The organism is Streptomyces sp. NPDC086766 (assembly GCF_044746005.1).
GTDB lineage: Bacteria > Actinomycetota > Actinomycetes > Streptomycetales > Streptomycetaceae > Streptomyces.
This window is the reverse complement of sequence record NZ_JBIVBI010000018.1, coordinates 62,770-79,165: the sequence shown is the minus strand read 5'-3', so window position 1 is coordinate 79,165 and position 16,396 is coordinate 62,770. Positions and strand designations below refer to the sequence as shown.

The 16,396-nt window shown below is 69.7% G+C and carries 12 protein-coding genes and 1 pseudogene; 5 read left to right on the top strand and 8 right to left on the bottom strand.

Annotated elements, in window-relative coordinates; genetic code table 11:
* Nucleotides 1-266 precede the first annotated feature (266 nt).
* The 3 genes from ACIPM1_RS27965 to ACIPM1_RS27955 form a co-directional block, all read right to left on the bottom strand.
* Nucleotides 267-1,682, bottom strand: coding sequence for a phytoene desaturase family protein (locus tag ACIPM1_RS27965; RefSeq protein ID WP_402439218.1), 1,416 nt, complete (start codon nt 1,680-1,682; stop codon nt 267-269).
* Between the two features lie 29 nt (nt 1,683-1,711).
* Nucleotides 1,712-3,535 (bottom strand): DUF3556 domain-containing protein, encoded by a 1,824-nt coding sequence (locus ACIPM1_RS27960; protein ID WP_402439217.1) that lies wholly within the window; start codon nt 3,533-3,535, stop codon nt 1,712-1,714.
* Nucleotides 3,536-3,629: 94 nt separating this feature from the next.
* Complete coding sequence (locus ACIPM1_RS27955; protein WP_402439215.1) at nt 3,630-5,081, bottom strand: class I adenylate-forming enzyme family protein; 1,452 nt, start codon at nt 5,079-5,081, stop codon at nt 3,630-3,632.
* 215 nt (nt 5,082-5,296) lie between these two features.
* On the opposite strand from ACIPM1_RS27955, the gene ACIPM1_RS27950 reads away from it, so the two are divergent.
* Nucleotides 5,297-6,526 carry a PucR family transcriptional regulator gene (locus ACIPM1_RS27950; protein ID WP_402439213.1) on the top strand — a complete coding sequence of 410 codons (1,230 nt, stop codon included), beginning with the start codon at nt 5,297-5,299 and terminating at the stop codon, nt 6,524-6,526.
* Between the two features lie 266 nt (nt 6,527-6,792).
* Here ACIPM1_RS27950 and ACIPM1_RS27945 read toward each other — a convergent pair whose 3' ends face one another.
* A complete protein-coding gene (locus ACIPM1_RS27945; RefSeq protein WP_402439212.1) occupies nt 6,793-7,053 on the bottom strand; it encodes a hypothetical protein in 261 nt (86 codons plus the stop codon).
* Between the two features lie 207 nt (nt 7,054-7,260).
* Between ACIPM1_RS27945 and ACIPM1_RS27940 the strand changes: the two are divergent.
* Nucleotides 7,261-7,668 (top strand): annotated as a pseudogene (locus tag ACIPM1_RS27940) (transposase); the annotation flags it as partial.
* A 57-nt stretch (nt 7,669-7,725) separates the two neighbouring features.
* Here the strand turns inward: ACIPM1_RS27940 and ACIPM1_RS27935 are convergent.
* A complete protein-coding gene (locus ACIPM1_RS27935) occupies nt 7,726-8,460 on the bottom strand; it encodes an alpha/beta fold hydrolase (RefSeq protein WP_402439210.1) in 735 nt (244 codons plus the stop codon).
* Nucleotides 8,461-8,539: 79 nt separating this feature from the next.
* Between ACIPM1_RS27935 and ACIPM1_RS27930 the strand changes: the two genes are divergently transcribed.
* Nucleotides 8,540-9,514: a helix-turn-helix transcriptional regulator gene (locus ACIPM1_RS27930; RefSeq protein ID WP_402439208.1), complete on the top strand. Its 975-nt coding sequence runs from the start codon at nt 8,540-8,542 to the stop codon at nt 9,512-9,514.
* Nucleotides 9,515-9,932: 418 nt separating this feature from the next.
* Nucleotides 9,933-12,326, top strand: a complete 2,394-nt coding sequence (locus ACIPM1_RS27925) for an IPT/TIG domain-containing protein (RefSeq protein WP_402439206.1) — start codon at nt 9,933-9,935, stop codon at nt 12,324-12,326.
* Here ACIPM1_RS27925 and ACIPM1_RS27920 read toward each other — a convergent pair.
* On the bottom strand, nt 12,278-12,529 hold the full coding sequence (locus tag ACIPM1_RS27920; RefSeq protein WP_402439204.1) for an NUDIX hydrolase: 252 nt from the start codon (nt 12,527-12,529) through the stop codon (nt 12,278-12,280). The genes ACIPM1_RS27925 and ACIPM1_RS27920 overlap by 49 nt on opposite strands.
* 566 nt (nt 12,530-13,095) lie before the next feature.
* Here ACIPM1_RS27920 and ACIPM1_RS27915 point away from each other — a divergent pair.
* Nucleotides 13,096-14,370 (top strand): N,N-dimethylformamidase beta subunit family domain-containing protein, encoded by a 1,275-nt coding sequence (locus tag ACIPM1_RS27915; protein ID WP_402439202.1) that lies wholly within the window; start codon nt 13,096-13,098, stop codon nt 14,368-14,370.
* Between the two features lie 377 nt (nt 14,371-14,747).
* Here ACIPM1_RS27915 and ACIPM1_RS27910 read toward each other — a convergent pair whose 3' ends face one another.
* Nucleotides 14,748-15,089 carry a DUF6256 family protein gene (locus tag ACIPM1_RS27910; protein ID WP_402439200.1) on the bottom strand — a complete coding sequence of 114 codons (342 nt, stop codon included), beginning with the start codon at nt 15,087-15,089 and terminating at the stop codon, nt 14,748-14,750.
* A 79-nt stretch (nt 15,090-15,168) separates the two neighbouring features.
* The gene (locus ACIPM1_RS27905; RefSeq protein ID WP_356190506.1) at nt 15,169-15,405 is read right to left on the bottom strand and encodes a DUF6186 family protein; all 237 of its coding nucleotides are present in this window, start codon (nt 15,403-15,405) and stop codon (nt 15,169-15,171) included.
* Nucleotides 15,406-16,396 lie beyond the last annotated feature (991 nt).

The following is a 16,396-nucleotide window of genomic DNA, read 5'->3' as shown; positions in this document are numbered from 1 at the left end:
CGTCGGAGACGGGCAGAGGCCGCCCGTCCGCACGACGTGGGCGAGGGTGGGCCCTGGGCGTGCTCCCTGACGAGGTAGGGGCGCGGGCCGTCCGGGTGCGGCTCTTCCGTGACGCCGTGGATGGTGGCTTTGGCCGGATATGGGTCAGCGGGGCAGCCGCGTGGGCTTCGCGCCGGAAGGGGGCTCGCGCCTGCGGGTCGTGGGTCGGAGCCGGGGGAGAGCAGTTTCACCGCGACCGTGCGGCGCGAAGTGCTGTGCGGGTCGGGTCAGCGGCGGAGGTGGGCGAGTGCGCGTGCGGCGGCGTGGGCTCCGCACATCCCGTGGGCTCCGGGGCCCGGCGGTGTCGCCGCGGAGCAGAGGAAGTGGCCCGGGAGCCCCGTGTCGTAGGGGTTGAGCGTCGGGCGGGGACCGAACACGAGCTGAGAAATGGTCTTGGCTCCAGTCATGATGTCGCCGCCGACGTAGTTCGGATTGTGCTCGGCGAATTCCGTGGTGGTACGCACGGAGGTCCCGACGATCCGGTCCCGGAAGCCGGGGGCGAACCGCTCGATCTGGGCGGTGATCGCCTCCGTGGCGTCGCCCGTGTAGCCGTAGGGCACATGGGCGTAGCTCCACACCGGGTGGATGTCACCGACCGATCGCTGCGGGTCGGCCAGGTACTGCTGCCCGACGAGCACGAACGGCCGGGCCGGCATGTGGCCGTCGTTGATTGCCTGCTCGTTCGCCGCGATTTCGGCGAAGCCTCCGCCGAGGTGGACGGTGCCGGCACGGCGGGCGGGCTCGGCGGTCCAGGGGACGCCGCCTTCGACGGCGAAGTCGACCTTGAAGGCGCCGGGCCCGCGTCGGAAGCGCCGGTAGGCGCGCGCGATTCGTGGGGCCAGGTGGTCGCCCAGGATGTCGGCGACGGCCGACGGCGCCAGGTCGTACACGGTCACGTCGGTCCGCGGGAGCTCCGACACCGACCGCACCGGTACCCCGGTCTCGATCTTCCCGCCCAGGTCGACGATGAGGGCGGCCAGCGCGTGGGTGATCCGTCGGGAGCCGCCCTCTGCGACCGCCCAGCCGTGCCGGTGCCCGGCGGTGAGGATGCCGAGTCCGATGCTGGCGCTGAGCGGATGGTGCAGCGGCCGGAACCCGTGGGCGGCGACGCCGCCGAAGAGGGCCCGCGTCTGCTCCCTGGCGAACGTCCTCGCCAGGAGCGTCGCCGGGACGAGGGCCGGGATGCCGAAGCGCGCCAGTTGGATCGGGTGTCGCGGGACGCGCAGCAGCGGCCCGAGGATGTCCTCGCTGAGCGTGTCGTAGGACGTCGACGGCCCTGCGAAGAGCTGTCGCCATCGCCGACCGTCGGCGCCGAGACCGACTGCGGTGGCGGTCACCGAGCGGTGCAGCACACCCGCCGAGCCGTCGTCGAGCGGGTGTACGCAGTCGATCTCGGGCAGCCGCCAGCGGAGTCCGTACCGCTGCAGGTCCAGGCTCTGCAGGAAGCCCGATCCGACGGCCATCGGGTGGATGGCCGAGCAGTGGTCGTGGAGGAGCCCGGGCAGTATCGCCTCGCCGGACCGGGTGCCACCGCCGATCTCGTCGGCTGCCTCAAGGACGGTGACGTCGACCCCGGCCCGGGCCAGGGCGGCGGCGGCGGCGAGCCCGTTGGGCCCGGCGCCGACCACGACCGCTGTGCTCATCTGCTCGACCTTTCGTTTCCGCGCGTCGCTCAGACCTGGGTGGCGACGGGTGCGTCGGTTTCGTCGTCCCGCGAGTCCGAGGTCGTCCGTGCCGGGGGCGCAGCCTGCCACGTGACGTTCAGCGGGATCGGGCCGTCGGGCAGCCAGGGCTGGGCGGCGACCGCGTCGGAGACCTTCCAGGTGCCACGCTCCACGACCCCGAGAGCGGCGTCGATGACCTTGTAGTGCTGGACCTTGGAGTGGATGGCCTGCGACTCGACCCAGACGACCACGAGCTCACCGGGGGCGAACCGGACCCGGCGCTGGACGGCCTGGACGAGGGTCTCGTCGTGGAGGTGGCCGTCGCCGAAGTTGAACCCGATCAGCGAGTTGCAGGTGAACTCCCCCTCGCGGACGGTGCGCTCGTCGAGGTCGTCGAGGTTCTTGGCGAGGACGGAGAAAAGGCCGCGTCCCTGACTGTGCATGGAGCGCCAGGCGATCGTCTGTTGCATGGTGATCTCGGCGACCGCGGGCGGGTAGCCCATCTCCTGCAACTGATCGACCTGGTTCCGGGTCGGGCGGTGGGCCATGGAGTTGAGCTTGTCCTCCGCGCCCGGTGCGAAGGCCCACAAGGCCGAGGCCCAGTTCCCGGCGTACTGCCGCAGGGAGGGCAGGAACGACACCAGGTCCGGACGGAGGTTGCCCAGGACCGGGAAGAACACCAGCGCGACGGCGATGACCACGGCCAGCCAGGGTGACGACATGTCGGTCACCGCGTAGCCGTCCCAGGCCGGGTGGCCGAGGAACAGGAAGATCGCCAGGTAGCCGAAGAGGATGTTCCACTCCAGCGGCACGGCGAGCGGGAAGGTCGAGGTGATGAACAGGTGGAACACGACCATCAGCAGGGCCGCCGCCAGGGTGAGCCGGTAGTTCTGCGAGAACAGCAGCACCAGCGGCGTGACGATCTCCACCAGGGTGCCGCCGACGTGCGCCATGAAGGTCGCGAGCTTCGAGGGGCGGATGTCGCGGGGGAAGTCCCTGTAGTGCGCACGCTTGAGCCACTTGGCCGGGACGCATGGGCTGTTGGAGACCATCGGTGGGACGACGTTGGTGAAGTGCAGGCCGAACTTCGATACCCCGGCGCCGATCCACACGGCGCAGATCAGCAGCTTCGCCGCGATGATCATGTCCACGAACGGCAGGAATGCGAAGAAGACCAGGGCGGGCAGGTACTGCTCACCGCGCGCCGCGAGGAACACTGTTTTGTCGCGCAGGCCGTTGAGTACGTACAGCACGATGGCGGCGATCACGAGACCCGGGGCGACCAGCCCGGAGCCGTTGTCCGGCAGCACGGCCGACAGCGACGCGGACGGCATCCCCGGCAGCACGACGCCGGCCAGCAGTGTGCCCAGGAACCCCAGGTACAGGACGACGTCGCCGACCGTCCGCCGGTCACCGCCCGTGAACGGCACCCGCTTCCATGGCCGGAGTCGGATCGTGCCGGGCCTGGCCCAGAACAGGATCCCTCCGGTCATGGGCTTGAACTTGCCGGCGATGGGCCCCCAGGAGCCGGCGACACCGACGGATTCGAGGAGGACCGTCCAGAGGATGAGCTTCTGGTAGACGATCGGCTCGTTCCACCAGCCCGCGACGTCCCAGAACGGGCCGACACCGGACGTCCAGGTGATCAGTGCGATGCCGGCGAACAGGTAGAGGAACAGGATCTTGACGACGTAGGTCGTCGGGATCATCTTCGGTGATCCGAAGCCGTACTCGACCCAGTGCAGGGCCAACGCCTTCGTCCGCTCGAGGAGCGGCTTGTCGAGGAATGTGTCGAGATCGACTGGAGGAAAGTCCCCCGTCTTGAACCCCATCGTTCGTTCTCCTTACGATTCCCTGGGTCGGATTGCGGACACGACGACCAGCCCCTCGCTCCGTCGAAGGAGGGTTTCCGCGGTTTTCTCCGGCTCAGACGGCCGGGGTCACGACTCGGCGCAGTGACGGTTTGTCGATCTTTCCCACCGGGTTCTTCGGCAGTGCGTCGACGATCGCGATCCGGGTGGGGAGCTTGATCCGGGCGAGCTGCCCGCGGCAGTGCTCGAGCAGGTCCTCCGGCGTCGTCTGCGCGTTCGGGTACAGCGCGACGTAAGCGACCGGAACCTCGCCGAGCACCCGATCCGGCGCTCCGACGACTGCTGCCTCCGCCACGGCCGGGTGGCCGTGCAGGACGTTCTCGATCTCCTTGGGATAGAGGTTCTCCCCGCCACGGATGATCATGTCCTTGATTCGGTCGACCAGGACGAGATGGCCGTCGTGGTCGAACCGGCCGATGTCACCGGTGTGCAGCCAGCCGTCGACCACCGTCCGGGCCGTCTCCTGGGGCCGGTTGAGGTAGCCCCGCATCACGTTCGGACCCTTGATCACGACCTCCCCGGGCCCCTCGGTGACGAATCGGCCGTCCGCGCCCATCAGCGCCACCTGTTGACCGGGTAGGGGCACTCCCACCGTTCCCGGGCGGCGCGGCCCGTCCGGAGGGTTGAGCGTCGACGCGCACGTGCCCTCCGAAAGGCCGTAGCCCTCGACGATCGGGACTCCGTAGCGGTCCTCGAAGCGGGCGATCAGCTCGGCGGGCATCGGTGCGGCCCCGCAGATCACCCGGCGCAGCGACGACGAGTCCGGCTCGACCGAGTCGGGCAGGGCGACGAGCATCGCATAGATCGCCGGCACGGCGGAGAAGTACGTCGGCCGCACGCGCTCCACGACCTCGAAGAAGGTCTGCGCCCGGAACCGGCCGGCGATCGTCGCGTGACCGCCTGCCAGCAGTGGCGACAGGACGCTGACCACGATGCCGTTGACATGGAACAACGGCAGGACCAGCAGACTGTGATCGGTCCGATCGAGGTTCAGCCCGGCGACGATCATCTCGCACATGGCGCGGACGTTGGTGTGGTCGAGCATCACACCCTTGGGCCGGCCGGTGGTGCCGCTGGTGTAGATGAGCAGGGCGAGCGAGTCCTCCCTCGGCGATCCCGATCCGAGGTCCGGGGAACCCGAGCCACCGGCGAGGTCTGCCACATCAAGCGTTACCAGGGAAGAGTGGGACCGTTCACCCACTACAACCCTTGCTCCGGCGTCACCGATCTGGAAACCGGCCTCGGACTCGGTCAGTGCCGGGTTGACCGGAGTGACTGCGGCGCCGAGCCGCCAGGCCGCGAACAGCACCACGACCAGTTCGACCCGGTTCGCCAGTACAACCGCGACGACATCGCCCTCGCCGATCCCGTTTCGGCTCAGGACCGCGGCCGCGGCGCGGACGGACTCGAGGAAACCGGCATTGTCCAGAACGACGGAGTCGTCGGCCACGCACGGGCCGGCGGGTGCCCTTCGACCCCGCTCGTCCGGAAGCCCCGCTAGATGCATGGAATCGCCCCTCCGCGTCGTCGACCTGCGTAGGGGAAAGCTATGAGCCCCTGCGTGATCCGGAACATGGGCGTTGACCACGAACCCGACGGCGCTGGTTGTGACGAGGGCACAATCAGCGCCCTGTGACTCACGCAGCCGTCGCGGGGCCGCCGGCCCGGCCGAGTGAGCGGGAAGACCTGGCACCCGGAAGTCGTCGCCGCTACAGTCCCCGCATGCCTGCCGAAGTCGACGCCGTAGTCGCCGAGGTCGCCGGCGTCATCGACACCGGCCTGCCTGGGCTGACCACCGAGATGACGGACTATTTCGTCGAGGTCATCCCGGAGTTCCGGCACGACGAGGCGGTACGCAGGCTCATGATCGCCAGCACGTCGGCGAACCTGGTCGCGATCGTCGACATGCTGGCGCACAGCATCCCCCTCGACCGGATCACCGTGCCACCCGCCGCGGCGGAGTACGCGCGCCGCTTCGCCCAGCACGACCTCTCCCTCGAGGCGCTGCTGCGTGCCTATCGCCTCGGAGAGCATCGGTTCGTGCAGTGGGCGCTCGACGCACTCGGTCGCCTCGGCCACACCGACACCACCGCCGTCCTGGCCACGGTCTCGGAGCTGTCCGAGCGCACCAACTTTTACATCGACCAGGTCGTCGAGGGCCTCATCGACATCTACGAGACCGAGCGACGCCGCTGGGACAGCCGCACCGGAGCCGCCCGCGCCGCGCAGCTGCGCCTGGTCCTCGACAACGATCAGATCACCGAGGCGGCAGCGCAGGAGTTGCTCGACGTTCCCATGGGCGACTGGCACCAGGCCGCCACCGCGTGGGTTCCCAGCACGACCACGGACGCCGGGCGGATCCTGCAGAACGCGACCCGGTTCCTTCAGGAGACCACCGGCCGAGCGCCCCTGACCATGCTCGCCGACGACCGCACCCTGTGGGCATGGATCACTTCACCCTCGGAACCCGCCATCGACCGGGACCTGCTCGGAGGGCTTCTCGCGAAGAGCGAAGGCCTGCGCATCGCGCTCGGTGCTCCCGGACGCGGTCTGGCCGGCTTCCGGGGCTCGTTGCGGGAGGCACAGCGCGCCCGCGCCGTCGCCGAGACCGCACACGACCAGCAACACAGGCTGCTCGAATTCGACGACGTCGCCGTCGCCGCACTCCTGACCGAGCACTCCGAGGACATCAGCCGCTGGGTAGCCAGGGTCCTGGCCGGTCTCACCTCCAACGACGCGCCCACGCAACAGCTCCGCGAGACCCTGCGCGTCTTCCTGGAGCTCAACGGCAGCTACACTCAGGCCGCCAGCCGCTTGCACCTGCACAAGAACACCGTCCACTACCGGATCCGCAAGGCGGAGGAGATCAGGGGCAAGCCGCTCTCCGCGGGGCGACTGGAGGTCGAGGTCGCTCTGCGCGTGTTCGACCTCCTCCACAGCAGAATCGGGTGACGGTCGGTTGTCCGGGGGTGCGATCACCGTTGCTGCCGCCGGTCCGCTTGCCGACCCTGCTCAGTTGCCGCACTCCAGGCCGCTGAATGACCGGGCATCGTCCGGCAGACCTCCGGCTCCCCGCGATCGCGAAGCGGGCGAAGCGACTCGTCACCGGCCAATGAACTCGGGGCGGGCCCCGGCACGCCTGGAGAGGGACGTGCCGTGGCCGGTCCGATCGCCGCCCTTGCGGCTGCCGGCGCGGGCCGGTGGCAGTGGTTGCAGGGTCAGCGGCGGCACTCCCGCTGGACGGGGTGCCAGACGCGGGTCCAGTAACCGGCGTACCAGCGGTGGTGCCGGTCCCGGAACGTGGGGTGCCACATCCGCGTCCCCTGACCCGCCATCCTCACGCAGTGGTGCGACGCCACCGGCGGCCGGTCGTGCTGCGGCGCGGCCGACGCGGTGGCGACCGTGCCGACCACTGCGCCCGCGGCCAGGGCCACCGTCGCCGCCCCCAGGGCCGCGGCCCTCTTCAATCCGTTGATCATGGTCAGTCCTTTCATGCGAGCCGGAGCTGACGCCCCGACACTTCCCGGACCATTTCGCCCGGATGCGCACTGATCCTCACCTTCTGGTGCCGTCGGATCTCGGGGAAACTCCGCGCATCATGGAACGCCCATTAATTCTTAATTCGGCTCAAATGGTCATATATTCAGTGTCCGAGAGATGCCCGCACGGCAACATCCACGGCGTGCGGGTTTCAGCGGCTGCTGAACAGCGGTGTCCGGGACGCGAACGGCCTGCGTGACGACGTCCATGCCTACGTCGCCGAACGGCTCGGACCGGGCGGTGTGCCGATCACCGACGACACTGGTTTCATCATGAAGGGCACCACCTCGGCCGGGGCCGGCCGGCAGTACACCGGCACCTCAGGAAAGATCGACAACTGTCAGATCGGCGTGTTCGCCGCCTACGCCACCCGCTTGGGCCTGGCCCTGGTGGACCGGGCGCTCTACCTCCCGAAAGTCGGGACGTCCGACCATGAGCGCTGCCGGGCGGCGATGATCCTCGGCGAGCGGGCCTGTGCGAGCAAGAGGAGGTGGCCGGCCCGGGACATCGCCCGCCGGTGCGTCCAGCACTTCGCCGGCCAGGGCTTGAGCGCGGCCCCGCAGCGCGCGAACGATCGCGTGGTCAAGCATTGAGCGGTGCATGCGTCTCGGTCAGGAGACGGCGGTGTGGAGAACGTCGGCGAGCTTGGCGGGTGCCGAGAGCATCGGCCAGTGCCCGGTGGACAGGTCGAAGCGCCGCCACGGCGCGTGGTTGAGGAAGGCAAGTGTCGGCACTCCGCTGCGCAGCAGCCCCTGGAAGTCGTGGCAGGCGACCAGAACACAGTCCACGCTGGGGACGGGGCCGACCGGTCCGGCAAGTCGCTGGGTGTAGGTGCCGAACGGCTGAGGGGTGGCACGTGCGCTGAGCATGTCCCGCTGGCCCTGGTCGAGTCCGTCGAGGCTGCTGGACAGGCCCAGCACCTCGAAGGGCGGCATCGGCAGCCGCCAGCCATCACCATGGGCCGTGACCTGCTGGTTCAGCTGGTCCGCTGCCTCCGGTGGCATGAGGTCGAGCATCCGCATGCCCGCGGTGAACGGGGCGCTGTCCACGTAGACCACTCGCTCCAGCGGCTCGCCGAGACGCCCGGCTGCCCCGCTGACGGGGGCGGCCGCATAGCTGTGGGCGACCAGGGTGACCTGGCGCAGATCGTTCTTCTCGGCGAAGTCGATGATGTCCGCGATGTGCGTATCCAAGTCCGTTTCGGGCCCGCCCTCCTCCGCACGCTCGGCCACGCCGGTCAGCGTCAGCGGCAGCACCGTGTGGCCGTGCTCCCGCAGAGCGCGGGCGGTGTCTTCCCAAGCCCACGCCCCGAGCCAGGCGCCGGGAACGAGTACGAAGGTGGCCATGTGATCTCCCTGAAGTGAGTGCTGCGGGGAGCGTAGAGTCGATACAGGACATAACTAGCCCTGAAATGTCGAGAGATCCATGTCGCTTCCCCTGACCCGTGTGCTGACCCTGCTGGAACTTCTCCAGTCGAACGCCGGGCTCACCGGGCCTGAGCTGGCAGACCGGCTGGACACCGACGCCCGCACGGTCCGCCGGTACGTCGCCCACCTGCGCGACCTGGGCATCCCCGTGCAGGCCGAGCGCGGCCGCTATGGCGGCTACCGGCTGGCCCGCGGCTATCGGATGCCGCCCCTGGTGCTCACCAATGACGAGGCCCTCGCCGTCGTCCTCGGACTTCTAGCGGCTGAACGCCTCGGAATGGGCACGGCCGTGCTGGCCGGCGCGGGCGCCCGGGCCAAGATCGAACGGGTGCTTCCGGACGCTCTGCGGGAGCCGCTCTGCGCCATGCGGGAGACCCTGTTCTTCACCGCGAACGCCGTGATCGCGCAGGCACCCGAGAGCAGTGTCCTGCTTGCGTTGGCCCAAGCCTCCCGCAGCCGTACGACCGTTGGTATCAGCTACCAGTCCGGCCGGCAGGAGCAGACCGAGCGCGACGTCGACCCCTACGGCGTGGTCTTCCACACGGGCCGCTGGTACCTGGTCGGCCACGACCACCTCCGCGACGACCTGCGGACCTTCCGCATCGACCGCGTCGCCTCCGTCCATCCCCGCACGAAGACGTTCAACATCCCTGACGGCTTCGACCCAGTCGCCCACCTGACCGCGAACCTCGCCCAGGGGCCCTACCGCTGGCAGGTCGAGGTGACCATCCACGGCCCCCTCGACGAGATAGCCCGCCGCCTGCCGCGCTCGGCTGTCACACTCACCGCCCGAACCGCCGGCGTGTTGATGCGTGCCCGCGCAGAGCGCCTCGATGGCATGGCACACATGCTCGCCTCTCTCGAATGGCCCTTCACCATCCACCGCCCCGACGAACTCCGGGTGGCTCTCAAGGATCTGGCCGACCAGCTCACGGCAGCAGCCGAACGCACGCCAGGGGAACTGTCGCAGTGAATTGGGGATTTACCGCGACAGGGCTTTCGAGCCCCAGACCGCGCCCTCAAGGATGATCACTGCCACCACAGGCGAGGTGCACCAATGGCTGCGCTTCGGCTGTCAGAGGAAAGTCATACGACGATTAACTGGGGGTCGAAACTCGAGATCCCCCTCGATGACTTTAAGCTCAGAAGTAACTGTACCTATTGTATGAATAACTCTGCATAGTGTTTTCTGGCGGGTTGAACGGGCATGAGCGGGAACAGTTGAACCCATGGGTCACCCATTCCTCTCGGGGGGCGGCCCAGTGCTACCCCTCTACTGCCGGGGAGGGTGCATTGGGCCATTGCCGCAGGGGGCCGGGGCGCTCGGCAAAGTCCCACACCGCGATCCGGGCGCGAACCAGGGCGGCCCCGCACTCGCAAGGGGCTTTCCCATGACATCTTTTGAGCCGCCCGCGCCGGAGCCTGTTCCCGGCCGACGTCTGCTGACTCCCAGTCCGTCGCCCTTCCAGACAGTGACACCGGCAGGCAAGACACAGAGCATCACCGCGCCAGGCCCGGCGGCGTTCGGACGGTGGGCCGCTTCAGATCTTCCGTCGGCAGGCGCGCGTAACGCCGGGCCGGCCCCGCTGTCCCGACATCAGGTACAACTGTTCTCTCCTGTCGGCCGCGGGCTGGCCTGGGGCTACAACGGCCAGGGGCAGTTGGGAGACGGCACCACGACCGAAAGCAGCGTTCCGGCGGTAGTGCAACTCCCAACCGGTACCAGCGTCACCTCGATCGGTGCCGGGTACGCCCACAGCCTGGCGGTCACCTCCACGGGTGGGGTTCTGGCTTGGGGCTTCAACGTCTACGGTCAGTTGGGGGACGGCAGCACGGCCGACACCAGTGTTCCGGTGGCGGTGCACCTGTCTGCCGGTACCGCAGTCACCGCGGTTGCGGCCGGGCAAGCCCATAGTCTGGCACTGACCTCGACGGGCCAAGTCTTTGCCTGGGGCTGGAACCCGTGGGGGCAGTTGGGGGACGGCACCACTACCGACAGCTCTGTTCCGGTGGCGGTACAGCTTCCCGTCGGCACCACCGTCATCGCGATCGCCGCCGGCGCCGGCCACAGCCTGGCGCTGACCTCCACCGGCCAGATCCTGGCCTGGGGCCTCAACTCCAACGGAGAGTTGGGAAACGACAGCACAGCCGGCAGCTCTGTCCCGGTGGAAGTACAACTCCCCGCCGGCGCCACCGCCACGGCGATCGCCGCAGGCTACCTCCACAACCTGGCGCTGACCTCCACCGGTCAGATCCTGGCCTGGGGCTCCAACTTCCACGGAGAGTCGGGGAACGGCAGTACAACCGACCCGGTGACTGTTCCAAGGGAAGTGCAGCTCCCCACGGACACCACCGCCACGGCGATCGGCGTCGGCTACGTCCACAGTCTTGCGGTGACCTCCGCCGGCCAAGTCCTCGCCTGGGGTTGGAACTCCAACGGGCAACTGGGCGACGGCACCACCATCGACAGCAGTATCCCGGTCGCAGCACAGCTTCCCGCCGACACCACGATCACCGCCGTCGCTGCCGGTGATTCCCACAGCCTGGCACTGACCTCGACGGGCGCGATCCTGGCCTGGGGCCTCAACAGCGCTGGAGAGCTGGGGGACGGCACCACTACTGAAAGGCACATGCCGGTGGTGGTGCAGCTCCCAACCGGCACTACCGTCACTGCGATCTCCGCCGGCGAGGCCCACAGTCTCGCGGTCGCAACGCAGGCCGTCACTCTGACCGGGATCACTCCCGCACAGGGCGCGGTTGCGGGTGGCACGCAGGTGGTCATCACGGGCAGCGGCCTGTTCGGCGCTACTGTCCTCATCGGCGGCCGGCCGGCCACGGACCTGTTCTACAACCTCGCCGGGACCGCGTTGATCGCCACCACCCCGCCCGGAGCGCCGGGCCCAGCCACGGTCACTGTCGAGACCACCAGCGGCAGCGCCTCGATCACCGGCGGCTTCACCTATCTGCTGGCGCCCGCAGCCCCCGCAGTGAGCCCCGGTCAGGGAACCGTCACCGGCGGCACCCAAGTCACCATCACCGGTATCGGTCTGTCCGGTGCCACGAGCGTGACGTTCGACGGCGCGCCCGCCACCATCGACAGCGACAGCGACACCACCATCACGGTCTCCACCCCGCCAGGCGCCCCCGGCCCGGCCACTGTGGTGGTGACCACCCCCGGCGGCACCAGCAACTCGCTGACCTTCACCTACGTCCCACTGCCCGTCCCGGTCGGGATCAGCCCCAGCCAGGGTCCCTCGACCGGGGGCACCCGGGCGACCATCACCGGCAGCAGCCTGTCCAGCGCCACACTGGTCACCTTCAACGGCGCCCCGGCCACCATCGAGAGCAGCAGCGACACCGCCGTCACACTCTCCACCCCGTCGGGAACGCCCGGCGCGGCTGCCGTGGTGGTCACCACGGCGGGGGGCACGGCGGTCGTGCCCGGCGGATTCACCTACATCGACCCCACCACCCTGACCGCGGCGCCCGCGGTGATCCGACGCTCGGGTCCGTCGACTGTCATCCCCTCGCTCAGCGCCACCCTCACCGACGCGCTCACCGGTCGGCCCGTGAGCGGGCAGACCGTCACCTTCACGGTGAACACCGCCACCGGCCCCCTGGCGGCCGGTGCGGTGGTCACCGACGCCGACGGCATCGCCACCCGCACCGACGTCCACGTGCCCGCGAACGCGGTCACCGCCGCCACCTACACCGCCGCCTTCACCGGCACCTCCGGCTACCTGCCCTCCACCACCACCGCACCCCTCACCCACACCCCAGACTGAAACGGCGCGAAGTCCTGGCAGCAGGTGCCTACGTGCATCGTCCGGCCGAGGCCGGTCTCCTCCAGTGACTCCTGCGCGGCGCACTGCTCAGGGCCTTCGCCCTTGTCGACGGTTCCGCCGGGGTGACCGCCGCGCGCCCCGGCGCGCAACCTGCGAATGACGCGAGGCGGTTGCCCGATCGCGGCGCCCGCAGTTGTCGGCACGGCTCGGACCCATCGATGTCCGGCAGTCCGGGATGCATACCGGCTGCTGGCCTTCCCGGCCGGCAGCCGACATCGAGGACCGGCCACGGCACTGCTCCGGTCGTACCTACGCCGACCCGGCAGCGGCCGAAGCGGTGATTTTGAAGGCTTGCCCCGGCTCCGGCCAGCCGGTCAGCACCTACCGCACAGTCGGGATGGCTCAGCCAGGGTTTGCCCGTCCGCGTGCGCTGACGCAGGCTCGTGCTGTCGCGGCAGGCCGAAAGGTGCGCGGGACGGACGGGATCGGTGCGATGACTGACAATCCGGAGGGCCAGGCTCGTCAGGATCCCGGTGGGCTTCACCGGCGGCACTTCCTCAGCGCTGCAGCGGCGGGCGCCGCCGGGGTGGCAGCCGCCATGGTGAGCGGCTGTGATCCTGCCGCGTCGCGTGTTCACCGGCCCGGCACGGCGCAGCGAACCCCTGCGGCCGAGGGGGACTGGTCGATCACATCGGTCGGTCCGGCCGACGCGGTTCAGGGGTATGCGGACAGGATCAGCGTCCGGCCCGGTGAGGAGTTCGGGTTGTACGTGTCGACCACCGCGCCGGGATTCCGCGTCTCGGCGTACCGGGTGGGTTGGTACGGCGGTGCGCAGGCCCAGCTGGTCTGGCGGTCCGGCCGGACCGCCGGGCGGGTCCAGAGCGGCAGCCGGGTGAGCCGGGACACCCGGACCGTGCGTGCCGACTGGGAGCGCAGCCTGTCGGTCCGGGCCGAAGGCTGGCCGGAAGGCGCCTACCTGCTGCGACTGGACGCCGACAGCGGCCACCAGCGCTACGTCCCGCTGATCGTCCGCTCCGCCACAGCCGTGGGCCGGACACTGCTCATGCACGCCCCGGCGACATGGCAGGCGTACAACCGGTGGGGCGGTTACAGCCTCTACCTGGGGGAGGACGGCTCGTACGCCTCCCGGTCACTGGCGGTCAGCTTCGATCGTCCGTACGACGGGACCGGCGCGGAGAAGTTCCTGGTCTACGAGCGGGCCGCGGTGGTCCTGGCCGAGCGCCTGGGCATACCGCTGGCGTACACCACCGGCGTCGATGTCCACCTCGACCCCCGGGTGCTGCGCGGTGCGACCACGGTGGTGACACTCGGCCACGACGAGTACTGGACGCCGGAGCAGCGCCGGTACGTCACGGCGGCCCGTGACGCGGGCACCAACGTGGCCTTCCTCGGTGCCAACACCTGTTTCCGGCGGGTCCGTCTGGAGCCCGGCCCGCGCGACGGTATCCGCACGGTGGTCTGCTACAAGACCGACTACCGCCTCGACCCGTACCTGGAGCGGCACCCGGCGATGGCCACCACCGACTTCCGCGTCGGACCCGGTGCCGACCCGGAGTCCTCTCTGACCGGCGTGATCTATGAGGGCTTCCCCACCGATGCGCCCTACAGGGTGGAGAACGCCGGGCACTGGGTCTTCCAGGGCACCGGGGTGAGGGAGGGGGACCGCTTCGCGCACCTGGTCGGGGTCGAGTACGACCGGGTCACCCCGAGCTTCCCGACTCCGGCGCCGGTCGAGATCGTGGCCCACTCTCCGCTGGTGTGCAAAGGCCGCCACAGCCACTCGGACTCGGCGTACTACACGGTGCCCAGCGGCGCGGGTGTCTTCGCGACGGGAACGATGCGCTGGGTGGAGGGTCTGATGGCCGGGACCGCCGAGGGCGGCCGCGACCACTCGATGGACACCCGCACCAGGGAGTTCGTCACCAAGGTCACACAGAACCTGCTGAACGGCTTCGCCGCAGGACCGGCCGGCACGTCCCGGCCCGCCCCGCGCGACAACGTGAGCCGTATCTACGGTAGGTGAAGCAGGAGGCGGCCGGCTTCCCGGTGGTGTCGGAGGACGTCGAGCGGGGCCCGGTGGCGAGGGGACCGGGTTGGCGGGTTGGCCTACGTCCCGGCACGACTGACGCGGTGGGCGCCGCGGGCCGAGCACCCCAACGGTGCCGGCGCGGACGGACCGCTGGCCGAGGGCTCCGCGATCAGCTTCTCACCGCCTCGGGGCGGCGTTCATCAGCCAGGTTATGGCTGATGTCCGACAGCGACAGGATCCCGACGAGTCTGCCCGCATCCATGACCAGGACGCGGTGCTCGGCGCCGGGCTCCACGCGGGGCAGCGATCGTCGTGATGGTCGAGTGCCACGCTCCTCCCCGTCAGTCGGTTTGTGGGCCGCATCGTCCGACTCATCCCCTCTGGCGGCCGGCACGCCGGGAAGCCCGCGCGCGCCTTTCAGCCAACCAGGATGCGGCAAGGAGGATGGGGAGGGCTGTCCCGATCAGCAGCGCACAGCCGGTGAATGCGCTCGCCAGGAAATGGCCGCCCACCCGCGCCACGCCTTGGTAGTAGCCGACTACGACGGCCATGAGCAGCAGGTAGCCACCGACGGCGGTGCCGGCCACCTTGCGGATCACGGCAGGCCAGCCCCGTTTACCAGGGGGCGCGGGAACGGGCCGCCTCGCGCCTCGGCGCAGAACGCGCAGGCCGAGCGCGAGGCACCCCATGACCAGCAGATAGCCGACCAGCATGAGGGTGACGTTCAGGCGGAGTGGGATCAGGACAGGTCTCTCCCTCCGGCGGACGGCGGGATCGGGACTGATCCGACTCTCACTGCCCGTCCCGGAGCAGGAAGTGCCACCCGCGGACGAAGGCATGCCAGCCGAACCACAACCACACCGCGAACAGCGCCCACCGCCCCATCGGATAGCGCATGACCGCTCGCAGGGCGTCACTGAGGGTGGGGAAAGCGTCATCGGCACGCAGCAGGCCGATACCCTCCCAGGCGAACAGGGCGCCGAACAAGACCGCCCAGACCAGATAGCCGATCAACGGATGCTTCGCCACCGCGACCTCCTTCACACATGCATGCCCGTCCAGCCGCCGTCCCTCATGGGTTCCGTCTCAGCAGCCGCCCGTATCGGTTCCTGCGGCGCGCGGCGGTCCCACGTGGCGGGATCAGGAGGAAGGGCGTGCGTCCGGTCGGGCCCGTCACCTCGTCTCCGAACGCTCTGGGCGCCCGGACGGGACATCTGGAGAGGATGCGGGCGGCCAGGCGCTCGCCTTCCGCCGACACGCCGACGGCGGCGCAGAGTGGACGGTCGCCCATGGCCTGAGACCGCAGAGGGCGAAAGTGTTGCGCCGGATGGCGCAGCCATGGTCAGGGGCGGTTGTGGTCGGCGGGTAGTCCTCGCGGGGTGAACACCTTTCCGGGAGAGGGGCTGCGATGGCCGACGGACCGACGTACCCCGGGGGTGGCCTGTCCGCCCCGTGGATCTGGGTGGCGCCGGATACTCCATCCACTGGGGCGTGGTGCAGATCTCGGCCGCGAACCTCGTGGTCGTCTCCCTGATGGTGACCGTCTTCGTGCTGGCGCTTCTGCTGCCTTCCCGCGTGGCCGGCAGCAGCGGTGAGCGGCGTGGCGCGAGAGGGCTCCCGGGGCCCGGACGATCGCGCGGGGGGGATGACGAACGAGACGGGCAACGGGCCAGGCCAGCCCTGGCTGGGGCTGTACGCGTTGTGGTGTCAGGTCGAGCCGTTCCGCAGTTCGGGCCATGTCGATGCCCTGGCTGGGCGCTGATGGCGCTGCTCAGCCTGGCGTTCGTCCTGTTTGCCGTTCGTCCCGGGAGTCCGCTCCATCCCGCGGTGGATCGGTGAGTACCGCTTGGTCCGGCGCGACCACTACCGCGCGCACCGACCGGACCGAAGCGGTGAATGACCGGTGGCGCTCCGCTGCCCCTGCTGCCCGCCACCGCGGTGGCGGGTTTTGGACGCGGTCGGTGGCGGTGACGGTCGGTGGTTGTGGTCGGCGTCCGGCTCATGTGGGCCGCGGGCCCGT